Origin of the sequence: Naasia sp. (assembly GCF_025465545.1) — a bacterium.
Classification (GTDB): Bacteria; Actinomycetota; Actinomycetes; order Actinomycetales; family Microbacteriaceae; genus Naasia.
On the sequence record NZ_JAODMK010000007.1, the window covers coordinates 1 to 22,238 of the forward strand.

The window sequence follows — 22,238 nt, forward strand, 5'->3', positions numbered from 1 at the left end:
ATCACCGGTCGTGGAACCGTCGTCACGGGCCGCGCCGAGCGTGGCACGCTGGCGATCAACTCCGACGTCGAGATCGTCGGAATCCGCCCCATCCAGAAGACCACGGTCACTGGTATCGAGATGTTCCACAAGCAGCTCGACGAGGCGTGGGCCGGCGAGAACTGTGGTCTGCTCCTTCGTGGAACGAAGCGTGAAGACGTCGAGCGTGGCCAGGTTGTCGTCAAGCCCGGCTCGGTCACCCCTCACACGAACTTCACCGGTACCGCGTACATCCTTTCCAAGGAAGAGGGCGGGCGTCACAACCCGTTCTACGCGAACTACCGCCCGCAGTTCTACTTCCGCACCACGGACGTCACCGGCGTCATCACGCTGCCCGAGGGCACCGAGATGGTCATGCCGGGCGACACCACGGAGATGACGGTCGCGCTGATCCAGCCGATCGCCATGGAAGAGGGCCTCAGCTTCGCGATCCGTGAGGGTGGCCGCACCGTCGGCGCCGGCACGGTGACGAAGATCCTCAAGTAGTTCCCGCACCAGCGACACGGGGTCGGGCCTTCGGGCCCGGCCCCGTTCGTCGTTCCCGGGGCGCGGCGCCCTCCTCCGGGGTCGTCCTAGACTGCCCTCATGACTGCGCGGGTGCTGCTCGAGACGATGGCCACCGTCCTGCTCACGCTGCTGTTCCTGGTGCTGGCGGCCGGCCTCATCGCGGTGAGCTCCGGCAGCGCGCCGCTCAACGGGTTCCTTCGGGATGGCCCCGCGACCGTGTTCGGCATCCTCGCCCTCCCGCTGCTGGTGTGGGCGGGCGTCCTCGCCACCGCCAACGCCCTCGGGCGCAAGCGCACGCCGCGGGCCCGGTTCCTGATCAACGCCCTCCTCACCGTCGTCATCACGGTGCTCACGCTGGGCTCCTGGGCCGTCTTCGCCGGCACCGCGGGGGGCTTCGGCCAACTGGTCTTCGCGATCGCCGCGATCCAGTCCCTCTCCTTCGGCGTCTGCGGGATCGTCGCGCTCGCGCTCACCCACTTCGGCTTCTTCTCGGGGCGGTCGGGCCGACCGGCCGTCGCCTGACGTGGTGCGGCTGCGCCGATCCGTCGTCGGACGGAAGGGATTCACCCGTGTGCGCACGGACGAGGGCTTCCAGTACGTCGACGACGCGGGAGCGACGCTTCGGGACACCGCACTGATCGAGCGCATCGAGACTCTCGCCATCCCGCCCGCCTGGGAGGGCGTGTGGATCTGCCCGTATGAGAACGGGCACATCCAGGCCGTCGGCTTCGACAGCCAGGGGCGCAAGCAGTACCTCTACCACCCGTTCTGGCGGGAGAAGAAGGATCGGATCAAGTTCGACCGGGCCCTCAAGCTCGCCGAGTCGCTGCCCGTGGCGCGCCGGCAGGTGACCCTGCACCTGCGCACTGCGGGGCACACCCGCGAGCGTGCGCTGGCCGCCGCCTTCCGCATGCTGGACACCGGGTCCCTCCGCGTCGGCTCGGAGCGCTACGCGACTGCGAACGGCAGCCATGGGCTGTCGACGCTGCTCTGCGCGCACGCGAGCGTTCGCGGCGACGTGGTCTCGCTCCGTTTCCCGGCCAAGAGCGGCCAGGAGTGGGAGTCGGACATCAAGGACGCGGACCTCGCCAAGGTGGTCCGCGCGCTCAAGCGGCGCGGGCCGAATGCCCGGCTGCTGGCGTACCGCGACCGCAAGGGCTGGCATCCCATCTCCGCGGCCGACATCAACGAGTACGTGCGGGAGCGCACGGGCGGCGACTTCACCGCCAAGGACTTCCGCACGCTGCACGGCACGATCGAGGCAGCGAAGAGCCTCGCGAAGCACGGACCCGAGTCCACCCGCACCAAGCGGCAGAAGGCGGTGGTGCAGGCGATGAAGGACGCGTCGGAGGTGCTCGGCAATACGCCGTCCATCGCACGCGCCAGCTACGTGGATCCCCGGGTGGTCGACCACTACAACAGCGGCGAGACCATCGACCGGGAGCGCCTCGGGTCGGCGGAGAGCGAGCTCCGGTCCATGCTCTACCCGGGGTAGGCGCTCCCGCGCTTCCGCGGACGACGCGCCGCACGACCCGCTCGATGCGGGCGAGTACGGCGGCGGAGCATCCGGAGGGTCTCCGGACGCGGCGGCTCGGTGAGGACCGCCTTCTCGTCGCCGAACGCGCGCACCCAGCGCACCCGGGGGAGGACCCGGTGCCGCTCTCGCCGACGGCGCCGACGAACGGCAGGCCGGGCAGCGGACAGGTGGGCGAGCGGGATGGCCGAAGGTCGGCGCCTCCGCCGATGACGGCTGTCCCGGAGCCCAGCGGGGCACCAGGCGGTCGAAGTTGCGATCGTCGAGCATCCGGCCCAGGTGGGGGCTCGCGATCGGCTGAGCGACGCCGAGCGGCTGCGCCCGCCATCCCGCCGAGCGCTACCCCCAACGCCGAGGGCGGGTCGTATCCGGGGCGCGCTCGTCGCCTCGGGTAGCACTCGGTGTGCAGGCGGGAGATCCGCGTTCCCTCCGCAGGCGGCCGCCGTGGCGAAGCGTGCACAAGCTTCGGAGGAAGAACCCGGCTCGCCAGACCCTGGGGGATGCTCCCGGAATGGAAACGGGGCTGCTCTTCACCAGCGACGATCTTCGTCGGCAGGGCGAGGAGCATCCCGAGCGGCGAGCCGGTCCGGCCGGGGATCTGCAGCGGCTCCGACGGGGAATCTACGCAGATGCGGGCACCTGGAGGACCGCGTCCCTCGATGGGCGGTACCTGCTGCGGATTCTCGCCGCAGAGGCTCGACTGCAGACTCCTCACGTGTTTTCGCACGAGTCAGCGCTCAGGCTGCTCGACCTGCCGTCGCTGCGGCCCTGGCCGGCCGTCGTCCACGTGATCGACGAGCGACGCGGGGGAGGGCGGAGCCGAGGTGATGTAGTGCGCCACAGCGTGTGGCTCGACGCGATCGACGTGATGCCGGTCGATGACCTCGCGTGCACCTCGCCCGCGCGGACCGCCCTCGATCTCGCTCTCGGCCGGAGCTTCTCCGAAGCGGTTGTCGTCGCCGACGCGGTCGTCGCGAGATACCCCGGGGGACAGGAGGACCTGGCGGAACTGCTGCGGCTGCTCCCTCCCGGGACTCGCGGCATCCGTCGTGCGTGCCGTGTTGCTTCGTTCGCGGACGCGCGCTCGCAGTCGCCGGGTGAATCGTGGTCGCGCGCCCTGATCGCGGAGCTGGGCTTCGCTGCTCCCTCGCTGCAGCAGCCGATCTTCCTCAACGGGCGACGGGTGGGGATCGTCGACTTCGAGTGGACGCGGGACCGGATCGTCGGCGAGTTCGACGGCGAGGTCAAGTACCGCAGGGCGGACTATCTGCAGGGCCGCGCACCTGAGCAGATCGTGATCGAGGAGAAGAACCGGGAGAACGCGATACGCCGCACGGGGCGCAACGTGGTGCGCTGGACCTGGGACGACCTGCGGGATCGCCGGCGCCTCGCGGCTCTCCTCACCGATGCCGGGGTGCCGCGGCAGGGGACGGCCGCACGCCGATCACCCAGTGCGCCCTGAAACGACGAGCGCCACCCGGGCACGGGGCGCGCGCGGCGGCCCGGGGAGCCCTCGGCGACCCCTGCGACACCCCCGCACGACACGCCCGGGTTGCAGGGGAGGGATGCCTATGGCAAACTCGTCTAGTTCCACATTTCGGCCCGCTGTGCTGTGCGCGCGGGTTCGGATCACTGCCAGGTTGTGCATAGCTCCCCTTGAAGGGACGGGCTAGGCCGCGGGCAGGAGAACAGCCCGTCGCGATTTCGCGGCGGTGCGAGCCAGCTCGATCCTCGAGAACACGGGATCCGTTCCGTGTGCCTTCGGGTGCCGTCCGCCAGGACGGGGATCGGGAGCGAGCGGCTCCTTGACACCAGAACAGTGCTGCGAGTTTTTCCGCGCGCCGCGTCAGCGGCATGCGGAGCCCGGGAGACCGGGCAGGAACCTGCCGGGCGGAAGTCCGGTTGCCGCGGTTCCATCGGCGGACCGCCGGTGGGAATCAACAGAGAGAGTGAGTGACAGATGGCGGGACAGAAGATCCGCATCCGACTCAAGTCGTACGACCACGAAGTCATCGACAGCTCGGCGCGCAAGATCGTCGACACGGTGACCCGGGCGGGCGCGAGCGTCGTGGGCCCCGTGCCGCTGCCGACCGAGAAGAACGTCATCGTCGTCATCCGCTCGCCGCACAAGTACAAGGACAGCCGCGAGCACTTCGAGATGCGCACCCACAAGCGCCTGATCGACATCATCGACCCGACGCCGAAGGCCGTCGACTCGCTCATGCGACTCGACCTCCCCGCCGACGTCAACATCGAGATCAAGCTCTGAGCAACTGAGGAATTCGATGTCTACCTCCACCAGGACTTTCAAGGGTCTGCTCGGCACGAAGCTGGGCATGACGCAGGTCTGGAACGAGCAGGGAAAGCTCGTCCCCGTCACCGTCATCCAGATCACGCCGAATGTCGTGACCCAGATCCGCACCCCCGAGGTCGACGGCTACGCCGCCGTCCAGATCGCCTACGGCCAGATCGACCCCCGCAAGGTGAACCAGCCCGCCAGCGGCCACTTCGACAAGGCCGGCGTCACGCCGCGCCGCCACCTCACCGAGGTGCGCACCGCTGACGCCGCCGACTACACGCTCGGCCAGGAGATCGGCGTCGACGTGTTCGAGGCCGGCGCCAAGGTCGACGTCGTCGGCACCAGCAAGGGCAAGGGCTTCGCCGGCGTCATGAAGCGCCACAACTTCAAGGGCGTCTCCGCGTCCCACGGTTCGCACCGCAACCACCGCAAGCCCGGCTCTATCGGTGCCTCGTCGACGCCCAGCCGCGTCTTCAAGGGCATGCGGATGGCCGGCCGGATGGGTGGCGACCGCACCACGGTCATGAACCTCAGCATCCAGGCCGTCGACGCCGAGAAGGGTCTGCTGCTCGTCAAGGGCGCCGTCCCCGGCGCGGCCGGTCGCCTCGTCTTCGTCCGCAACGCCGTGAAGGGAGCCTGAGCATGGCTTCGCTCGACATCCACTCCGCCGGTGGCGCCGTCTCCGGCACCGTAGAGCTGCCCGCCTCGATCTTCGAGGTGGAGACCAACGTGCCGCTGATCCACCAGGTCGTCGTCGCGCAGCTCGCCGCTGCCCGCCAGGGCACCCACAAGACCAAGAACCGCGGCGAGGTGTCCGGCTCCGGCGTGAAGCCCTTCAAGCAGAAGGGCACCGGCCGGGCCCGTCAGGGTTCGATCCGCATGCCGCAGCACCGCGGCGGTGGCGTCGTCCACGGACCGGTGCCCCGCGACTACTCGCAGCGCACCCCCAAGAAGATGATCGCCGCCGCGCTCCTCGGTGCACTGTCCGACCGTGCGCGCGGCAGCCGCTTGCACGTCGTCGAGACGCTGTCCGCCAACGAGGCGCCGTCCACGAAGGTCGCCGCCGAGCTGCTCGCCGCTGTCGCCCCCGGGCGCAACGTGCTGGTCGTGCTCGACCGCGCCGACGAGGTCGCCTGGAAGAGCGTGCGCAACCTCACGTCCCTGCACGTGCTCGCCTGGGATCAGCTGAACGCCTACGACGTGCTCGTCTCCGACGACATCGTCTTCACGAAGTCCGCCTTCGAGTCCTTCGTCGCCGCCAAGCAGGCCACCAAGGCCGAGACCCCGGCCGCGGCCGAGGAGAGCAACCAGGAGGTGACCGCGTGAGCGGCCAGAACAAGGACCCGCGGGATGTCATCCTCTCGCCGGTGGTCTCCGAGAAGAGCTACGGCCTGATCGACGAGGGCAAGTACACGTTCGTCGTGGACCCCCGCTCGAACAAGACCGAGATCAAGCTCGCGATCGAGAAGATCTTCCGCGTGGAGGTCGCCTCCGTGAACACGCTCAACCGCACGGGCAAGACCCGCCGCACGAAGTTCGGCACCGGCAAGCGCAAGGACGTCAAGCGCGCCATCGTCACGCTCAAGTCGGGCTCCATCGACATCTTCACCGCTGTCGGCTAGGCCCGGGAGGAACAGAGAAATGGCTATTCGCAAGTACAAGCCGACCACTCCCGGTCGCCGCGGCTCGTCCGTCGCCGACTTCGTGGAGATCACCAGGTCGACCCCCGAGAAGTCGCTGCTGCGCCCCATCTCGAAGACCGGCGGCCGCAACAACCAGGGCCGCATCACGACCCGCCACATCGGTGGCGGCCACAAGCGCCAGTACCGCGTCATCGACTTCCGTCGGAACGACAAGGACGGCGTGAACGCCAAGGTCGCGCACATCGAGTACGACCCCAACCGCACGGCGCGCATCGCGCTGCTGCACTACGTGGACGGCACGAAGCGGTACATCATCGCTCCGGACAAGCTGCGTCAGGGCGACATCGTGGAGTCCGGCGCGGGCGCCGACATCAAGCCCGGCAACAACCTGCCGCTGCGCAACATCCCCGTCGGCACCGTGATCCACGCGATCGAGCTGCGTCCGGGCGGCGGCGCCAAGATGGCCCGCTCCGCCGGTGCGAGCGTGCGTCTCGTGGCGAAGGACGGCCCGTACGCCCAGCTGCGGCTGCCGAGCGGCGAGATCCGCAACGTGGACGCCCGCTGCCGCGCCTCGATCGGCGAGGTCGGCAACGCCGAGCAGTCGAACATCAACTGGGGCAAGGCCGGCCGCATGCGCTGGAAGGGCGTGCGCCCGACGGTCCGCGGTGTCGCGATGAACCCGGTCGATCACCCGCACGGTGGCGGTGAGGGCAAGACCAGCGGTGGTCGACACCCGGTCAGCCCCTGGGGTCAGTCGGAGGGCCGTACGCGCCACCCGAACAAGGAGAGCGACAAGCTCATCGTTCGTCGTCGCAACGTCGGCAAGAAGCGCTAGTAGGAGTAGGACATGCCGCGCAGTCTCAAGAAGGGCCCCTTCGTCGACGACCACCTGTTCCGCAAGGTTCAGGTCGCGAACGACGCAGGCAGCAAGAACGTGATCAAGACCTGGTCGCGCCGCTCGATGATCATCCCGGCGATGCTGGGACACACCATCGCGGTGCACGACGGGCGCAAGCACATCCCCGTGTTCGTCACGGAGACGATGGTCGGGCACAAGCTCGGCGAGTTCGCGCCCACCCGCACCTTCCGTGGACACGAGAAGGACGACAAGAAGGGCCGTCGCCGCTAGTCGGTGACGAAGGAGGAGAAGAAATGGTGGAGTCGATCGCCCGCGTGCGACACATCCGCGTCACCCCCCAGAAGGCTCGTCGCGTCGTGGACCTCATCCGCGGCAAGCAGGCCACCGAGGCGCTCGCGATCCTGAAGTTCGCGCCTCAGGGGGCAAGTGAGCCCGTCTACAAGCTCGTCGCGTCGGCCATGGCCAACGCGCGGGTCAAGGCGGACGCCGAGAGCAGCTACCTCAACGAGCAGGACCTCGTGGTTGCCCGGGCGTTCGTCGACGAGGGGACGACGCTCAAGCGCTTCCAGCCGCGTGCACAGGGTCGGGCGTTCCAGATCAAGAAGCGCACCAGCCACATCACCATCGTGCTGGCCACCCCCGACGTCGTCGAGGCCACCCGCGCTACGAAGTCCACGAGCACCGCGAAGGCGAGCAAGTAATGGGACAGAAAGTCAATCCGTACGGTTTCCGTCTCGGCATCACCACCGACCATGTGTCGCGGTGGTTCTCGGACAGCACCAAGTCGGGCCAGAAGTACAGCGACTACGTCGCCGAGGACATCAGCATCCGTTCGATGCTGAAGACCTCGCTGGACCGCGCCGGCGTCGCCCGCATCGAGATCGAGCGCACCCGTGACCGGGTCCGCGTGGACATCCACACCGCCCGCCCGGGCATCGTGATCGGCCGCCGCGGCGCCGAGGCCGAGCGCATCCGCACCGACCTCGAGAAGCTCACCGGCAAGCAGATCCAGCTGAACATCCTCGAGGTGAAGAACCCCGAGGCCGAGGCTCAGCTCGTCGCCCAGGGCATCGCCGAGCAGCTCTCCGCCCGCGTGGCGTTCCGCCGGGCGATGCGCAAGGGCCTGCAGGGCGCCCAGCGCGCCGGCGCCAAGGGCGTCCGCGTGCAGGTCTCCGGTCGCCTCGGCGGCGCGGAGATGAGCCGCAGCGAGTTCTACCGCGAGGGCCGGGTTCCCCTGCACACGCTCCGCGCCAACATCGACTACGGCTTCTACGAGGCCAAGACGACGTTCGGCCGGATCGGCGTGAAGGTCTGGATCTACAAGGGCGACATCACCAACAAGGAGCTGGCGCGCGAGCAGGCGACCCAGAAGTCGCAGCGCCCCGAGCGCCGTGACAGCCGCGATGGCCGTGACAGCCGTGACAGCCGCGATGGCGGAGCGCGCCGTGGGCCCCGTACCGACGCCGGCGCACCGGCCGCAGAAGGAGCGAGCGTCTAATCATGCTGATCCCCCGCAAGGTCAAGTTCCGCAAGCAGCACCACCCGGGTCGCAGTGGCCAGGCCACCGGTGGCACCAAGGTGAGCTTCGGTGAGTACGGCATCCAGGCGATCACGCCCGCCTATGTGACCAACCGTCAGATCGAGGCAGCTCGTATCGCGATGACGCGTCACATCAAGCGCGGCGGCAAGGTCTGGATCAACATCTACCCCGACCGGCCCCTCACGAAGAAGCCCGCCGAGACCCGCATGGGTTCCGGCAAGGGCTCGCCGGAGTGGTGGGTCGCGAACGTCAAGCCGGGTCGCGTCCTCTTCGAGGTCGCCGGCGTCAACGAGCAGCTCGCTCGTGAGGCGCTCACCCGGGCAATCCACAAGCTGCCGCTCAAGGCACGCATCATCAAGCGCGAGGAGGGCGACGCGTAATGGCGATCGGAACCAAGGAGCTCGCTCCGTCCGAGCTCGACATGCTCGAGGACCAGCGCCTCGTCGACGAGCTCAAGAAGGCCAAGGAGGAGCTGTTCAACCTCCGCTTCCAGTCGGCCACCGGCCAGCTCGAGAGCCATGGCCGCATCCGTGCGGTCAAGCGGGACATCTCCCGCATCTACACCGTCATCCGCGAGCGTGAGCTCGGCATCCGCGCCACCCCGGCGCCTGTCGAGGCTCCCGTGAAGGCGGAGAAGAAGAGCCGCAGCCGCAAGGCCGAGGCACCCGCCGCCGGCGCCGTCGACACGGACAGCGCGGACGCGGCACCCACTGAGGAGACGAAGTAATGGCGAAGGTCGAGACGAAGGCCGCCGGCCACGAGTCGGCTGCCCACGACGCGAAGGTCGAGGGCGACCGCGGCTACCGCAAGGTCCGCCGCGGCTATGTCGTCAGCGACAAGATGGAGAAGACCGTCGTCGTGGAGGTCGAGGACCGCGTCAAGCACCCGCTCTACGGCAAGGTCATCCGCCGCACCTCCAAGGTGAAGGCGCACGACGAGCTGGGGGCTGCGGGTGTCGGCGACCTCGTCGTCATCAGCGAGACCCGCCCCCTGTCCGCCACGAAGCGCTGGCGCATCGTCGAGATCCTGGAGAAGGCCAAGTGATCCAGCAGGAATCCCGCGTCAAGGTCGCCGACAACACCGGCGCCAAGGAGCTCCTCACCATCCGCGTGCTCGGTGGCTCCGGCCGCCGCTACGCCGGCCTCGGTGACACCATCGTGGCGACCGTCAAGGACGCGATCCCCGGCGGCAACGTCAAGAAGGGCGATGTCGTCAAGGCGGTCATCGTGCGCACCGCCAAGGAGACGCGGCGCAGCGACGGCTCGTACATCAAGTTCGACGAGAACGCGGCCGTCATCCTCAAGAACGACGGCGATCCCCGCGGCACCCGCATCTTCGGCCCGGTGGGCCGCGAGCTGCGCGACAAGAAGTTCATGAAGATCGTGTCCCTCGCCCCGGAGGTGATTTGACAGTGGCCAACATCAAGAAGGGCGACCTCGTCCAGGTGATCACCGGCGCGAGCCAGACCCGCGGCGGTGACCGCGGCAAGCAGGGTCGCGTGATCGACGTGCTCGTCGAGAGGAACCGCGTCGTCGTGGAGGGTGTCAACTTCGTCACCAAGCACGTCCGCGTCGGCCAGACTCAGCGCGGCAGCAAGACCGGTGGCATCGAGACCCATGAGGCCCCGATCCACATCTCCAACGTGGCGCTCGTCGACCCCGAGACGAAGAAGCCGACCCGCGTCGGCCACCGCGTCGACGAGGTCACGAAGGACGGCGTGACCAAGTCCGTCCGTGTTCGCTACGCCAAGAAGTCAGGCAAGGACCTCTAGAGATCATGACCGATACCGCTACTGCCGCGACGGCTGTCAAGGTGCAGCCTCGCCTCAAGCAGAAGTACCGTGCCGAGATCCTCCCGCAGCTCAAGGAGGAATTCGGCTTCACCAACGTGCATCAGGTGCCGACCCTGATCAAGGTGGTCGTCAACACGGGCGTCGGTGAGGCGGCCCGCGACGGCAAGATCATCGACGGTGCCGTTGCCGACCTCACCAAGATCACCGGCCAGAAGCCGCAGGTGACGAAGGCGCGCAAGTCCATCGCCCAGTTCAAGCTGCGCGAGGGTCAGCCCATCGGCGCCCACGTCACCCTCCGCGGTGACCGGGCCTGGGAGTTCGTCGATCGCCTGATCACGCTCGCCCTGCCCCGCATCCGCGACTTCCGCGGCCTCTCGGACAAGCAGTTCGACGGCAACGGCAACTACACCTTCGGTCTCCAGGAGCAGAGCGTGTTCCACGAGATCGATCAGGACCGCATCGACCGGGTCCGCGGCTTCGACATCACCGTCGTGACCACGGCCAAGACCGATGACGAGGGCCGGGCTCTGCTCCGCGCACTCGGCTTCCCCTTCCGGACCGCCGAGAACTCCTGACCCCCCTCCTCGGGAATCTTCTCGCCGCAGCGCGGCTTGAACCCTGAGGCCGACCACCACAGGTCGCATCCCGCGTAACGGGGTGCGAAACCTGGTGAACAAAGGAAAAACCGCATGACAATGACCGATCCGGTCGCAGACCTGCTGACCAGGCTGCGCAACGCGAACTCGGCCTTCCACGAGACCGTGGCACTGCCGCACTCCAAGCTCAAGGGCCACATCGCCGACATCCTGAAGGCGGAGGGCTACATCGCCGACTGGCGCGTCGAGGACGCGCGTGTCGGCAAGACCCTCGTGCTCGACCTCAAGTACGGCCCCAGCCGGGAGCGCAGCATCGCCGGCATCAAGCGGGTCTCGAAGCCCGGCCTGCGCGTGTACGCGAAGTCGACGGAGATCCCCAAGGTCCTCGGCGGACTCGGTGTCGCGATCCTGTCCACCTCGTCGGGCCTGCTCACCGACCGTCAGGCGACCAAGAAGGGCGTGGGTGGGGAAGTCCTCGCCTACGTGTGGTGATCGAGAATGTCGCGAATCGGAAGACTTCCCATTGAGATCCCCTCGGGGGTCGACGTCACGGTCGACGGCCAGTCCGTCACCGTCACGGGCCCGAAGGGTCAGCTCGGCCTCACGGTCGCCTCGCCCATCGAGGTGAGCGTCGGCGACGGCCAGGTCGTCGTGACCCGGCCCGACGACGAGCGCGAGTCGCGCTCGCTGCACGGCCTCACCCGCACCCTCATCGCCAACAACGTGATCGGCGTGACCCAGGGCTACTCCAAGAGCCTGGAGATCGTCGGCACCGGCTACCGCGTGACCGCACGCGGCGCCGGCATCGAGTTCGCGCTCGGCTTCTCGCACCCCGTGGTCGTGCAGCCGCCGGCAGGCATCTCCTTCCAGGTGGAGACCAACACCCGGCTGACCGTCAGCGGCATCGACAAGCAGGCCGTCGGTGAGGTCGCCGCGAACATCCGGAAGATCCGCAAGCCCGAGCCCTACAAGGGCAAGGGAGTCCGCTATGCGGGCGAGGTCGTCCTCCGCAAAAACGGAAAGTCAGGTAGGTAGATCATGGCCACCGTTATCCGTGGCAAGAGCAAGACGGCTGCGCGCGTCCGGCGCCACAGCCGCCTGCGCAAGAAGATCGAGGGCACGGCCGTCCGGCCGCGCCTCGTCGTCAGCCGTTCTGCGCGGCACGTGTTCGTGCAGGTCGTCGACGACACCAAGGGCCACACCGTGGCGTCCGCATCGACCCTCGAGGCCGACCTCCGGACGTTCGACGGAGACAAGACCGCCAAGGCGCGCAAGGTCGGCGAACTCGTCGCCGAGCGCGCCAAGCTGGCGGGGATCGACGCGGTCGTCTTCGACCGCGGCGGAAACAAGTACGCGGGCCGCGTCGCGGCGATCGCGGATGGAGCTCGGGAAGGTGGGCTGAGCCTGTGAGCGATGTGACCAGCACGACGCCGGCGGCGACGACGGCGGAGACCAACGAGGCGCTGGTGGAGACCTCTGCGGGTTCCGCCCCCTCGACGGACACCCGCAACGAGCCGCGCGAGCAGCGCCGGGGCAGCCGCGAGCGCAGCCCCCGCAACGACCGCGGCGGACGTGACGGCGGCAGGGACAGCCAGTTCCTCGAGCGGGTCGTCACGATCAACCGCGTCTCGAAGGTCGTGAAGGGTGGCCGTCGCTTCAGCTTCACCGCCCTCGTGATCGTCGGTGACGGCAACGGACTCGTCGGGGTCGGCTACGGCAAGGCCCGCGAGGTCCCCACGGCCATCTCGAAGGGTGTCGAGGAGGCGAAGAAGAACTTCTTCCGCGTCCCCCGCATCGCGAGCACCATCCCGCACCCCGTGCAGGGTGAGGCCGCGGCCGGTGTGGTGCTCCTGCGCCCCGCCGCCCCGGGTACCGGCGTCATCGCCGGCGGCCCCGTGCGCGCCGTCCTCGAGTGCGCCGGCATCCACGACGTCCTCTCCAAGTCGCTCGGCTCCAGCAACACGATCAACATCGTGCACGCGACCGTCGCGGCCCTCCAGGCGCTCGAAGAGCCGGCCGCGGTTGCCGCGCGCCGCGGACTCCCGCTGGAGGACGTCCTCCCGCTCCGGCTGCGACGCGCCCAGGAAGCCGCCGCCGCCGCCGACCAGAAGGTTGGTGCCTGATGGCTGCCCGACTGAAGGTGACCCAGATCAAGTCCAAGGTGAGCGAGAAGCAGAACCAGCGTGACACGCTGCGTTCGCTCGGCCTCAAGCGAATCGGCCACAGTGTCGAGCGCGAAGACACGCTGCAGAATCGTGGCTACGTGCGTGCCGTCGCCCACCTCGTCAAGGTTGAGGAGATCGACTGATGGCCGACGACGCCACGAACGAGGGCACGGCCGCCGCGGCCGAGCCGAAGAAGAGGGCTGCCCCCAAGAAGGCGGCCGGAACCGAGAGCGCTCCGGCGCAGACCGCGACCAAGGCTCCTGCCGCCCGCGCGGCGGCAGGCGCAGGCACCACGAGCCGCGCCAAGGCCGCGCCCGCGTCGGACGACGTCGCTCCCCGTGAGCGCGTGCTGAAGGTGCACCACCTGCGCCCCGCCGCCGGTGCCAAGAAGGACCGGACCCGCGTCGGACGCGGTGAGGGCTCGAAGGGCAAGACGGCCGGCCGCGGAACCAAGGGCAGCAAGGCCCGCTACCAGGTGCGGCCGGGCTTTGAGGGTGGGCAGATGCCGCTGCACATGCGCACCCCCAAGCTGCGCGGCTTCAAGAACCCGTTCCGGGTCGAGTACCAGGTCGTGAACCTGGAGAAGCTCGCCGAGCTGTACCCGCAGGGCGGGGACGTCACGGTGGGTGACCTGGTGGCCAAGGGCGCCGTTCGCAAGAACGAGAAGGTCAAGGTGCTGGGTGACGGCGACATTGCCGTTAAGCTGAACGTTGCTGTCGACAAGGTCTCCGGCTCCGCCGGGCAGAAGATCGTCGCCGCCGGTGGTTCCATCCGCTAGACGGAGTGGGGCCGCAGGCTCCAGAACGCGTAACGACGACGTGGCCGGGGTCCTCCCCGGCCACGTCGCTGTCACTCCAACGAAAGCAGGCAACACCGCGTGTTCAGAGCAATAGGGCGCATCTTCCGCACCCCCGACCTGCGGCGCAAGATCGCGTTCACGCTCGGGATCGTGGCGCTCTTCCGCCTGGGGTCGTTCATCCCGGCGCCGTTCGTCGACTTCGGCAACGTGCAGGCGTGTCTCGCCGAGAACCAGGGCACGAGCGGCCTCTACGAGCTCGTCAACCTGTTCAGCGGCGGCGCGCTGCTGCAGCTGTCCATCTTCGCGCTCGGCATCATGCCGTACATCACCGCGTCGATCATCACCCAGCTGCTGCGCGTGGTCATCCCGCACTTCGAGGCCCTCTACAAGGAGGGCCAGTCCGGCCAGGCGAAGCTGACGCAGTACACCCGCTACCTCACCATCGCGCTCGGCGTGCTGCAGTCCACGACTCTGATCACGGTCGCGCGCAGCGGCGCTCTGTTCCCGGCCAACAGCAACCCCGCCTGTGCGCAGCTCATCACGAACGACGCCTGGTACGTGATCCTCCTCATGGTCGTGACCATGACGGCCGGCACCGGACTGATCATGTGGATGGGCGAGCTGATCACCGAGCGCGGCATCGGCAACGGCATGTCCCTGCTGATCTTCACGTCGATCGCGGCCCGGTTCCCCGGCTCGCTCGGCGCCATCGGCCAGGCCCAGGGCATCCAGACGCTGATCCTGGTCCTCGCCATCGGGCTCGTGATCGTCGCACTCGTCGTGTTCGTGGAGCAGAGCCAGCGCCGCATCCCCGTGCAGTACGCCAAGCGAATGGTGGGCCGCCGCACCTACGGCGGCAACAACACCTACATCCCGATCAAGGTCAACATGGCCGGCGTCGTGCCGGTCATCTTCGCGTCCTCGCTGCTGTACCTGCCCGCCCTCGTCGCGCAGTTCAACCAGCCCGCAGCCGGACAGTCGCCGCAGGCGTGGGTCACCTGGATCCAGAACTACCTGACCAAGGGCGACCACCCGCTCTACATGCTCCTGTACTTCCTGCTCATCGTCGGCTTCACCTACTTCTACGTGGCGATCACCTTCAACCCGGAGGAGGTCGCGGACAACATGAAGAAGTACGGCGGCTTCATCCCCGGCATCCGCGCGGGACGTCCGACGGCCGAGTACCTCGACTACGTGCTGACGCGGGTGACGCTGCCCGGGTCGATCTATCTGGGCCTCATCGCTCTGATCCCGCTGATCGCATTCGTGCTGGTCGGCGCCAACACGAACTTCCCGTTCGGCGGCGCCTCGATCCTCATCATCGTCGGCGTCGGCCTCGAGACGGTCAAGCAGATCGACTCGCAGCTCCAGCAGCGTCACTACGAGGGACTGCTTCGGTGACCCGGCTGCTGCTGATCGGGCCGCCGGGTGCGGGCAAGGGCACCCAGGCGGCGCGCCTGTCGGAGCGGCTGGGCATCCCCGCCATCTCCACCGGCGACATCTTCCGGGAGAACCTCCGGGCGGGCACCGAGCTGGGGCTGCTCGCCAAGTCCTTCATGGACCGTGGCGAGTACGTGCCAGACACCGTGACCAACGACCTGATCGCGGATCGGCTGACCGCAGCGGACGCCGACAGCGGCTTCCTGCTCGACGGCTATCCGCGCACGACGGAGCAGGTCCGCACGCTCGATGAGTTCCTCGCGGATCACGGGCACAGCCTGGACGCCGTCGTGCAGCTGACCGCCGACGAGGACGAGACCGTCTCGCGCCTGCTCAAGCGGGCGCGTGACCAGGGCCGCAGCGATGACACCGAGGCCGTGATCCGGCACCGGCTCGAGCTGTACGCCCAGCAGACGGAACCGCTGATCGACGTCTACGCCGACCGCGGTCTCGTCGTCCGCGTCGACGGGCTCGGCTCGATGGACGACGTCACCGAGCGCATCGTGGCCGTGCTGTCGGAGCGCGGGATCCGGCAAGCGGCCTAGGCGGGACGTCCCGGAGGCACGCGTCCTCGAGCGCGGCCCCTAGGAGTCGATGAGCAGCACCAGCTGCTCGATGAAGGACCCGAAGTCCCGCGAGTCATGCAGCAGCCGGTGCACGTCGGCGGGGTCCGAGAAGACCTCCACGAACTGCTCGAACACCGTCTGGAAGGCCGCGCGGCCCTCCGCGCTGAACGCGACGAGGGCGACGACGTTCACGCGGCCCTCGCCCCACGGGATGGCGACATCGTTGACGGCCACCGCGATCGCCGTCCGGCGGGCCGTCATCGCCATCGCGTGCGGCACCGCGAGCGTCTCCGTGAACGCCGTCGAGGACAGGCTCTCGCGCTCCAGGGCCCCATCGAGGTACTGCCGGTCGATGTGGCCGAGCTCGATCATCCGCCGGCCCAGCATCTCGATGACGGACGCCTCGTCGGTCCCCGCGACGTCGCGGAAGAACAGCCGCTCGTCGAAGTAGTTCAGCAGCTCGTCCGCGATGCGGCTCCTGCGCCGATGCCGGCGCACCCTGGACACCGCGGCTCGCACCGCGTCGAGGTCCGCCGGGGTGGGGAACGGGCTGACCTGCACCACGCCCGGCTGTCCCGCCGGCACGGGCAGCGTCGTGACCACCAGATCGGTGCCACCCGGAACCGGCAGATCCGTCCTCGTCAGGACCTCGACGATGTGCAGGTCCGCGCCCACCGCCGCCTCCACCCGCTGGCGGAGGATCTCGCCGAGGTCGTGATAGCCGGGCACGACGACGGTGGCCGTGACCTCGTCGGCGGGACGCGCGTGCCCCTCGAGGTGCGAGCCGATGTGCAGCGCGATGAACGCGATCTCGTCGTCGCTGACGCTGATCCGGAACTCGCGCTGGATCTCGCTCGCCAGGTAGACCGCGAGCTCGTAGGTCATCGGGTACGACGTCTTGATCGAGCGGGCGAGCGGGTTGCGGGTCGCGGTCCCTGCCCTCGCGCGCGCCACCAGATTGCGCACGTGCAGGGTGAGGCGGAGGAGGAACGCCTCGTCATCGAGATCCACCAGGTACTCGCGCTCCGCGCGCTCGAGGAGGCGCCGCAGGATCGCCAGGTCCTCCGCCACCTCCGCCGACTCGGCGAGCGCCGGGTCGCCGCGGCGGGTGCCCACCCGCGTGGTGAGGAGCAGGGCCAGGGAGGCCAGCTCGCCGGGCGGGAGCGCAGTGTCGAAGTGCCGCCGCACGACCGCGGCCAGTGCGCTCTGCAGGTCCGGCGACTCGGGCTCGGGGGAGTCGCCGCCCGGCCTGAGCTGCCGGCGCCGCGAGCGCTCCACCGCGATCGCCGTGTGCACGAGCACGCCGTCGAGCCCGAACTCGTTCACGGCGTAGCCGGACCGCTGCAGCAGCTCGATCACGTCGGACTTGAAGCCGCTGAGATCGCCGACGGCGAAGGCCTCCTGCACCTGGCGGAGATCGAACATGCCGCGCGCCGTCTCCTCGCGGAAGATGCGGCTGATCAGCCGGCGGAGGGCGTCCTCGGTGCCGTCGAGGCGCACCACATCGCCGGTGCGCACCAGTTCGGCGCCCGCGTCGCGGGTCAGCTGCCGCACCCGCCGGAGGTCCGACTCGAGCGTCGACTCCGAGACGAAGAGCGCGGACGCCAGGTCATGCACGCCGAGCCCGTCGGGGGACTGGGCCAGCCGGCTGACGAGGAACGCCACGCGCTCGCGTGGCTTCTCCGGAGCGCCCGAGGAGGCACGGGTGCCCGCCGAGTACTCCCGATAGGCCTGACGGTTCAGGCGGTAGCCGCTGGTGGACGACGCGATCACGTCGAGAGGCCCCGCCGCCGCCTTGATCGCCGTCACGTAGCTGCGGATCGTCCGCGTGCTGACCCCCAGCCGGTCCGCGAGCTCGCCGGCGGCCACCCAGCCCTCAGTGCGGGCCAGGTGCTCGAGGAGCTGCGGCGTCTTGTCGGCCATCGTGCCAACTCAACCACCCTTTGCCCGAGGCGGGGCTCCTGCGGCCCGCACGCCGTGCCTCTGCTTCCGCCGCCGCGGAAGCAGACTCGCTGGAGGGCGAGCGCCGGCCGCGAGAGACTGCGGTGAATCCGCTCCATCTCAGACGCAAGGAGGCGCCGTGGCCACTGTGCTGCTCGTGTGCGCCGCAGGCGTCTCCGGAACCTTCCTCGGCCGGCGGATGAGGGACGTGGACCCCGACCTCGTCTGCGTCGTCACGGGCCTCGACTCGCTGGCGTCGGCGCTGCCGTCCGCGGACGCCGTCCTCGTCGCCCCCCAGCTCGCCTCCTCGCTCGACGCCGTCCGCCGGGCCGCAGCGCCGGTGCCCGTCGCGCTGCTGCCCGCCACCGCGTTCGCCGTCGGCGGGGCGGAGGCGGCCGTGATGCAAGCCCGCCACGTGCTGGCCTCCCACGCCTACCGTGGCGCCCCGACCCCCGAAAGCAAGGAGTAGCCGTGCCCGAACGCACCGTCGTCGTCGCATCGAGCCACGGGCTGCACGCCCGGCCCGCCGCCCTCTTCTCGCAGGCCGCCGCCAAGGCCGGCGTGCCCGTCAAGCTCACCAAGGGGGCCAGGACCGTCAACGCCGCGAGCATCCTCGGGGTCATCTCCCTCGGCATCGACCACGGCGACGAGGTCGTCGTGAGCGTCGACGGGGAGGGTGCCGACGGCGTCCTCGACGAACTGTCGGGGCTCCTCGCCACGGACCACGACGCATGACCACCCTCGAGGGCGTGGGAGTGGGACGCGGCATCGCCGTGGGCCCGGTGCTCCGGATGCCCGAGCGGCTCCCAGAGCCGGCCACCCTCGCGAGCACGATCGGGCCCGACTCCGAGAAGGAGCGCGTCACCGGCGCGCTCGCCGCGACCGCCGCGGACATCCGCGTGCGCGGCGAGAAGGCGGGGGGCAAGGCGCAGGAGGTGCTCGAGGCGCAGGCGCTGATGGCCGACGACCCCACCCTCCGCAGCGACATCGACATGCGCGTCGACAACGGGGCCACCGCGGAACGCGCCGTGTTCGAGGCATTCGCGGGCTTCCGGGACATGCTCGTCGCCCTCGGCGGCTACATGGCCGAGCGCGCCACCGACCTCGACGACGTCTCCCAGCGCGTGATCGCCCGGCTCTCCGGCGTCTCCGCTCCCGGGGTGCCCGAGAGCGACATCCCGTTCGTGCTCGTCGCGCGGGACCTGGCGCCCGCGGACACCGCCCTGCTCGACCTGTCCGTCGTCCTCGGCGTCGTGACGAGCGACGGCGGCCCCACCTCGCACACCGCGATCCTCGCCCGGGAGAAGGGCATCACGGCGGTCGTCGGCGTGTCCGGCGCCCTCGACATCACCGACGGCAGCACCGTCATCGTCGATGCCGCCGCCGGCTCCGTGGTCGTCGATCCCTCCGAGCAGGAGACCGGGCGGGCCAATGCCGAGCTGCAGCGCCGGGCGGCGCGCGCCGACGTCCCGGTCGGTCCCGGTGCCCTCGCCGACGGCACACCGGTCCCGCTGCTGGCCAACCTCGGGTCCGTGGACGGTCTCGACGCAGCGCTCGCCGCGGGCGCCGAAGGGGTCGGCCTCTTCCGCACCGAGTTCCTGTTCCTCGACGCATCGTCCGCCCCGACCGTCGCACAGCAGTACGGCCACTACTCCAAGCTGCTCCGCGCCTTTCCCGGCAAGAAGGTCGTCGTCCGGGTCCTGGACGCCGGCGCCGACAAGCCGCTGGCGTTCCTCAACGACGCGCACGAGGAGAATCCCGCGCTCGGCCTCCGGGGGCTGCGCGCCCTGCGGGCCAGCGAGCAGATCCTGCGGGACCAGCTCACGGCGCTCGCGCGCGCCGCGAGCGAGACCGACGCGGAGCTCTGGGTGATGGCGCCGATGGTGGCCACGGTCGAGGAGACGCGGTACTTCGTTGCGATCGCCCGTGAGCTCGGCATCACGACGTCCGGCGTGATGGTCGAGGTGCCGTCCTCGGCGCTGCTCGCCGACCGCATCCTGGCCGAGGCCCAGTTCGCGAGCATCGGCACGAACGACCTGACCCAGTACACGCTCGCCGCGGACCGGCTGCTCGGCTCCGTCGCCTCCTTCCAGGATCCGTGGCACCCCGCCGTGCTGCGCCTCGTCGCGGAGGTCGGCCGTGCCGGCGCGGCGCTCGGCAAGCCCGTGGGCATCTGCGGCGAGGCGGCTGCCGATCCGCTGCTCGCGGTCGTGCTCGTCGGTCTCGGCGCCACCTCGCTCTCGATGTCGCCGTCGGCCCTCGGCGACGTCCGTGCCGAGCTGCTGCAGCACACCCGAGAGCAGGCGGTCGCGTTCGGCGCCGCCGCGCTCGGAGCCGAGGACGCCGCGGGCGCCCGTGCCGCGGTGCGCGCCCTTCTGCCCCGGCCCGCCTGACCTTCCCCCCCTCCCTCCACACCACACACAGAAACAGGAGAAGACCAATGACAGCGACGTCAGTCGAGCAGAAGCGCGGGGGCGCCCGCGTGGGCATCCAGCGCTTCGGGTCCTTCCTCAGCGGGATGGTGATGCCGAACATCTCGGCCTTCATCGCCTGGGGCCTCATCACGGCACTCTTCATCGAGACGGGCTGGACCCCCGTGCCGGTCCTCGGCGGCTTCGGCACCGACGCCGAGGGCAACGCCAACATCGGCCTCGTCGGCCCGATGATCACCTACCTGCTGCCCCTCCTGATCGCCTACACCGGCGGTCGCATGGTGCACGGGTTCCGCGGCGGAGTCGTCGGCGCGGTCGTCACGATGGGCGTCATCGTGGGAGCGGCCGGAACGCCGATGTTCCTCGGCGCGCTCATCTGCGGCCCGCTCGCGGCGCTCGTGATGAAGCAGCTCGACAAGCTCTGGGACGGCAGGATCCGGGCCGGCTTCGAGATGCTCGTCAACAACTTCTCTGCAGGGATCGCGTCCTTCCTGATGGCGATGGTCGCCTTCTTCGGACTCGCGCCGCTGCTGAAGCTGGTCAGCCAGGCCCTCGGCACCGCCGTGGAGTTCCTGCTGCACGCGGGCCTGCTGCCGCTCGTCAGCATCATCATCGAGCCGGCCAAGGTGCTCTTCCTCAACAACGCCATCAATCACGGCGTGCTCACCCCGCTGGGAGCCGCCCAGGTGCAGGACCAGGGCAAGAGCATCCTGTTCCTGCTCGAGGCGAACCCCGGCCCCGGCCTCGGTCTCCTCCTCGCGTTCACCGTGTTCGGCGTCGGCGTGGCCCGGGCGACCGCGCCCGGCGCGATCATCATCCAGTTCCTCGGGGGCATCCACGAGATCTACTTCCCGTATGTGCTGATGAAGCCGGCCCTGCTGCTCGCGGTCATCGCGGGCGGTGCGACCGGTGTCGCGACCAACGCGATCGCGGGGTCCGGCCTCGTCGCTCCCGCCTCGCCGGGAAGCATCTTCGCGGTCCTGATCTCCACGGCTCCCGGCAGCCACCTCGGCGTGATCCTCTCCGTCGTGCTCTCCGCCGCCGTCAGCTTCCTCGTCGCCGCGGTGATCCTCCGGGCCAGCCGCAAGCGGGACCTGGAGAGCGAGAACGCGGGTGACCTGGGTGCGGCGATCGCCGCGACCCAGGCCAACAAGGGCCGCTCCAGCGACGTGCTCTCGGGCCTCGGCAACGCGGCGACCGGCGCGGCAGTCTCCCAGGCGGGCGCTCCCGCCGAGCAGGTGCGCCAGACCGCGGTCGCCGACCGCGGGCCGGTGCGGAACATCGTGTTCGCCTGCGACGCCGGAATGGGATCGAGCGCCATGGGGGCGACCGTGCTCCGCAACAAGATCAAGAAGGCCGGCCTCGAGGGGGTCACGGTCGTCAACAAGGCGATCGCCAACCTCGACGACAGCGCCGACCTGGTCATCACCCAGCGCGAGCTCACCGCCCGCGCCGAGCAGAAGGCGCCGTCGGCACAGCACGTGTCGGTCGACAACTTCATGAACAGCCCGCGGTACGACGAGGTCGTGCAGCAGGTGGCGAACCAGAGCAAGTAGGCGAGGATGGCTGCGGGGGATCCGCTCCCCCGCAGCCACCCCTCAGGCCGCTTCGGTGATGCAACGCAGTCGTACCCCAGGAGGAGCAGGGCACATGGACGTTCTCGAACTCGACCGGATCTCGCTGAGCGGCACCGCCCGCACGAGGGACGACGCGATCCGCGAGGTGGGGGCGCAGCTGCTCGCCGCGGGCGCGGTGCAGCCCGCGTACCTCGACGCCATGTTCGACCGGGAGAACACCGTCTCCACCTACATGGGCAACTACCTCGCCATCCCGCACGGCACCAATGAGGCGAAGGACACGATCCTGGCGTCCGCGCTGGCCATCGTGCGCTACGACCAGCCTCTCGACTGGGACGGCAACGAGGTCCGCTTCGTGATCGGCATCGCCGGCAAGAACAACGAGCATCTCGGGATCCTGTCCAAGATCGCTCTGGTCTTCAGCGAGGACGACGAGGTGGCCAAGCTGCTTGCCGCCCGCACCCCCGAGGAGCTGTACGCGCTGCTCGGCGACGTGAACGAGGCGTGAC

The 22,238-nt window shown here is 69.5% G+C and carries 32 protein-coding genes; 31 read left to right on the forward strand and 1 reads right to left on the reverse strand.

Annotated elements, in window-relative coordinates:
- From JWR33_RS01645 to JWR33_RS01770, 26 genes are all read left to right on the forward strand, one after another.
- Positions 1-525 (forward strand): EF-Tu/IF-2/RF-3 family GTPase (locus tag JWR33_RS01645; protein WP_297408836.1); only part of this gene is annotated, 525 nt, incomplete at its 5' end.
- A 99-nt stretch (positions 526-624) separates the two neighbouring features.
- Positions 625-1,068, forward strand: coding sequence for a hypothetical protein (locus tag JWR33_RS01650; RefSeq protein ID WP_297408838.1), 444 nt, complete (start codon positions 625-627; stop codon positions 1,066-1,068).
- A 4-nt stretch (positions 1,069-1,072) separates the two neighbouring features.
- Positions 1,073-2,041, forward strand: a complete 969-nt coding sequence (locus JWR33_RS01655) for a DNA topoisomerase IB (protein WP_297408840.1) — start codon at positions 1,073-1,075, stop codon at positions 2,039-2,041.
- A 550-nt stretch (positions 2,042-2,591) separates the two neighbouring features.
- Positions 2,592-3,542 carry a hypothetical protein gene (locus JWR33_RS01660; RefSeq protein WP_297408842.1) on the forward strand — a complete coding sequence of 317 codons (951 nt, stop codon included), beginning with the start codon at positions 2,592-2,594 and terminating at the stop codon, positions 3,540-3,542.
- 498 nt (positions 3,543-4,040) lie between these two features.
- Positions 4,041-4,349 (forward strand): 30S ribosomal protein S10, encoded by a 309-nt coding sequence (rpsJ, locus tag JWR33_RS01665; RefSeq protein ID WP_297408844.1) that lies wholly within the window; start codon positions 4,041-4,043, stop codon positions 4,347-4,349.
- Positions 4,350-4,365: 16 nt separating this feature from the next.
- Positions 4,366-5,019, forward strand: a complete 654-nt coding sequence (rplC, locus tag JWR33_RS01670) for a 50S ribosomal protein L3 (RefSeq protein ID WP_297408845.1) — start codon at positions 4,366-4,368, stop codon at positions 5,017-5,019.
- A gap of 2 nt (positions 5,020-5,021) precedes the next feature.
- Entirely contained in the window at positions 5,022-5,705 is a 684-nt protein-coding gene (rplD, locus tag JWR33_RS01675; RefSeq protein ID WP_297408847.1) for a 50S ribosomal protein L4, read from the forward strand.
- On the forward strand, positions 5,702-6,001 hold the full coding sequence (rplW, locus tag JWR33_RS01680; RefSeq protein ID WP_297408850.1) for a 50S ribosomal protein L23: 300 nt from the start codon (positions 5,702-5,704) through the stop codon (positions 5,999-6,001). Before rplD ends, rplW begins: the two co-directional genes overlap by 4 nt.
- Positions 6,002-6,020: 19 nt before the next feature.
- Entirely contained in the window at positions 6,021-6,857 is an 837-nt protein-coding gene (rplB, locus tag JWR33_RS01685; RefSeq protein ID WP_297408852.1) for a 50S ribosomal protein L2, read from the forward strand.
- A gap of 12 nt (positions 6,858-6,869) precedes the next feature.
- Positions 6,870-7,151 (forward strand): 30S ribosomal protein S19, encoded by a 282-nt coding sequence (rpsS, locus tag JWR33_RS01690; RefSeq protein WP_297408854.1) that lies wholly within the window; start codon positions 6,870-6,872, stop codon positions 7,149-7,151.
- 23 nt (positions 7,152-7,174) lie between these two features.
- The gene (rplV, locus tag JWR33_RS01695) at positions 7,175-7,582 is read left to right on the forward strand and encodes a 50S ribosomal protein L22 (protein WP_297408856.1); all 408 of its coding nucleotides are present in this window, start codon (positions 7,175-7,177) and stop codon (positions 7,580-7,582) included.
- The gene (gene rpsC, locus JWR33_RS01700; RefSeq protein WP_297408858.1) at positions 7,582-8,379 is read left to right on the forward strand and encodes a 30S ribosomal protein S3; all 798 of its coding nucleotides are present in this window, start codon (positions 7,582-7,584) and stop codon (positions 8,377-8,379) included. The genes rplV and rpsC overlap by 1 nt, the downstream gene beginning before the upstream one ends.
- Before the next feature lie 2 nt (positions 8,380-8,381).
- Positions 8,382-8,801, forward strand: coding sequence for a 50S ribosomal protein L16 (gene rplP, locus JWR33_RS01705; RefSeq protein ID WP_297408860.1), 420 nt, complete (start codon positions 8,382-8,384; stop codon positions 8,799-8,801).
- Positions 8,801-9,148 carry a 50S ribosomal protein L29 gene (gene rpmC / locus JWR33_RS01710; RefSeq protein WP_297408862.1) on the forward strand — a complete coding sequence of 116 codons (348 nt, stop codon included), beginning with the start codon at positions 8,801-8,803 and terminating at the stop codon, positions 9,146-9,148. The genes rplP and rpmC overlap by 1 nt, the downstream gene beginning before the upstream one ends.
- Complete coding sequence (rpsQ, locus tag JWR33_RS01715) at positions 9,148-9,465, forward strand: 30S ribosomal protein S17 (RefSeq protein ID WP_297408864.1); 318 nt, start codon at positions 9,148-9,150, stop codon at positions 9,463-9,465. The genes rpmC and rpsQ overlap by 1 nt, the downstream gene beginning before the upstream one ends.
- Positions 9,462-9,830: a 50S ribosomal protein L14 gene (gene rplN / locus JWR33_RS01720; RefSeq protein ID WP_297408866.1), complete on the forward strand. Its 369-nt coding sequence runs from the start codon at positions 9,462-9,464 to the stop codon at positions 9,828-9,830. Before rpsQ ends, rplN begins: the two co-directional genes overlap by 4 nt.
- A gap of 2 nt (positions 9,831-9,832) precedes the next feature.
- On the forward strand, positions 9,833-10,192 hold the full coding sequence (rplX, locus tag JWR33_RS01725) for a 50S ribosomal protein L24 (protein ID WP_297408868.1): 360 nt from the start codon (positions 9,833-9,835) through the stop codon (positions 10,190-10,192).
- 5 nt (positions 10,193-10,197) lie between these two features.
- Complete coding sequence (gene rplE, locus JWR33_RS01730; protein WP_297408870.1) at positions 10,198-10,788, forward strand: 50S ribosomal protein L5; 591 nt, start codon at positions 10,198-10,200, stop codon at positions 10,786-10,788.
- 114 nt (positions 10,789-10,902) lie between these two features.
- Positions 10,903-11,301: a 30S ribosomal protein S8 gene (gene rpsH, locus JWR33_RS01735; protein WP_297408872.1), complete on the forward strand. Its 399-nt coding sequence runs from the start codon at positions 10,903-10,905 to the stop codon at positions 11,299-11,301.
- A gap of 6 nt (positions 11,302-11,307) precedes the next feature.
- Complete coding sequence (gene rplF / locus JWR33_RS01740; RefSeq protein ID WP_297408873.1) at positions 11,308-11,844, forward strand: 50S ribosomal protein L6; 537 nt, start codon at positions 11,308-11,310, stop codon at positions 11,842-11,844.
- A gap of 3 nt (positions 11,845-11,847) precedes the next feature.
- Positions 11,848-12,219: a 50S ribosomal protein L18 gene (gene rplR / locus JWR33_RS01745; RefSeq protein ID WP_297408875.1), complete on the forward strand. Its 372-nt coding sequence runs from the start codon at positions 11,848-11,850 to the stop codon at positions 12,217-12,219.
- Between the two features lie 53 nt (positions 12,220-12,272).
- Positions 12,273-12,932 carry a 30S ribosomal protein S5 gene (gene rpsE / locus JWR33_RS01750; protein WP_297408984.1) on the forward strand — a complete coding sequence of 220 codons (660 nt, stop codon included), beginning with the start codon at positions 12,273-12,275 and terminating at the stop codon, positions 12,930-12,932.
- Positions 12,932-13,117, forward strand: a complete 186-nt coding sequence (rpmD, locus tag JWR33_RS01755) for a 50S ribosomal protein L30 (RefSeq protein WP_297408877.1) — start codon at positions 12,932-12,934, stop codon at positions 13,115-13,117. The genes rpsE and rpmD overlap by 1 nt, the downstream gene beginning before the upstream one ends.
- On the forward strand, positions 13,117-13,752 hold the full coding sequence (rplO, locus tag JWR33_RS01760) for a 50S ribosomal protein L15 (RefSeq protein ID WP_297408880.1): 636 nt from the start codon (positions 13,117-13,119) through the stop codon (positions 13,750-13,752). Before rpmD ends, rplO begins: the two co-directional genes overlap by 1 nt.
- A gap of 99 nt (positions 13,753-13,851) precedes the next feature.
- Entirely contained in the window at positions 13,852-15,174 is a 1,323-nt protein-coding gene (secY, locus tag JWR33_RS01765; protein ID WP_297408882.1) for a preprotein translocase subunit SecY, read from the forward strand.
- Positions 15,171-15,758, forward strand: coding sequence for an adenylate kinase (locus JWR33_RS01770; protein WP_297408884.1), 588 nt, complete (start codon positions 15,171-15,173; stop codon positions 15,756-15,758). The genes secY and JWR33_RS01770 overlap by 4 nt, the downstream gene beginning before the upstream one ends.
- A gap of 39 nt (positions 15,759-15,797) precedes the next feature.
- Here the strand turns inward: JWR33_RS01770 and JWR33_RS01775 are convergent, their stop codons facing one another.
- Positions 15,798-17,702 carry a PRD domain-containing protein gene (locus JWR33_RS01775; RefSeq protein WP_297408886.1) on the reverse strand — a complete coding sequence of 635 codons (1,905 nt, stop codon included), beginning with the start codon at positions 17,700-17,702 and terminating at the stop codon, positions 15,798-15,800.
- A gap of 157 nt (positions 17,703-17,859) precedes the next feature.
- Here JWR33_RS01775 and JWR33_RS01780 point away from each other — a divergent pair, with 157 nt between their 5' ends.
- The 5 genes from JWR33_RS01780 (at position 17,860) to JWR33_RS01800 (ending at position 22,237) form a co-directional block, all read left to right on the forward strand.
- Complete coding sequence (locus JWR33_RS01780; RefSeq protein ID WP_297408888.1) at positions 17,860-18,189, forward strand: hypothetical protein; 330 nt, start codon at positions 17,860-17,862, stop codon at positions 18,187-18,189.
- Between the two features lie 2 nt (positions 18,190-18,191).
- Entirely contained in the window at positions 18,192-18,455 is a 264-nt protein-coding gene (locus JWR33_RS01785) for an HPr family phosphocarrier protein (protein ID WP_297408890.1), read from the forward strand.
- On the forward strand, positions 18,452-20,113 hold the full coding sequence (ptsP, locus tag JWR33_RS01790) for a phosphoenolpyruvate--protein phosphotransferase (RefSeq protein ID WP_297408891.1): 1,662 nt from the start codon (positions 18,452-18,454) through the stop codon (positions 20,111-20,113). Before JWR33_RS01785 ends, ptsP begins: the two co-directional genes overlap by 4 nt.
- 47 nt (positions 20,114-20,160) lie before the next feature.
- Positions 20,161-21,708, forward strand: coding sequence for a PTS mannitol transporter subunit IICB (locus JWR33_RS01795; RefSeq protein WP_297408893.1), 1,548 nt, complete (start codon positions 20,161-20,163; stop codon positions 21,706-21,708).
- Positions 21,709-21,802: 94 nt separating this feature from the next.
- Entirely contained in the window at positions 21,803-22,237 is a 435-nt protein-coding gene (locus JWR33_RS01800; RefSeq protein WP_297408895.1) for a PTS sugar transporter subunit IIA, read from the forward strand.
- The last annotated feature ends 1 nt before the right edge of the window (position 22,238 follow it).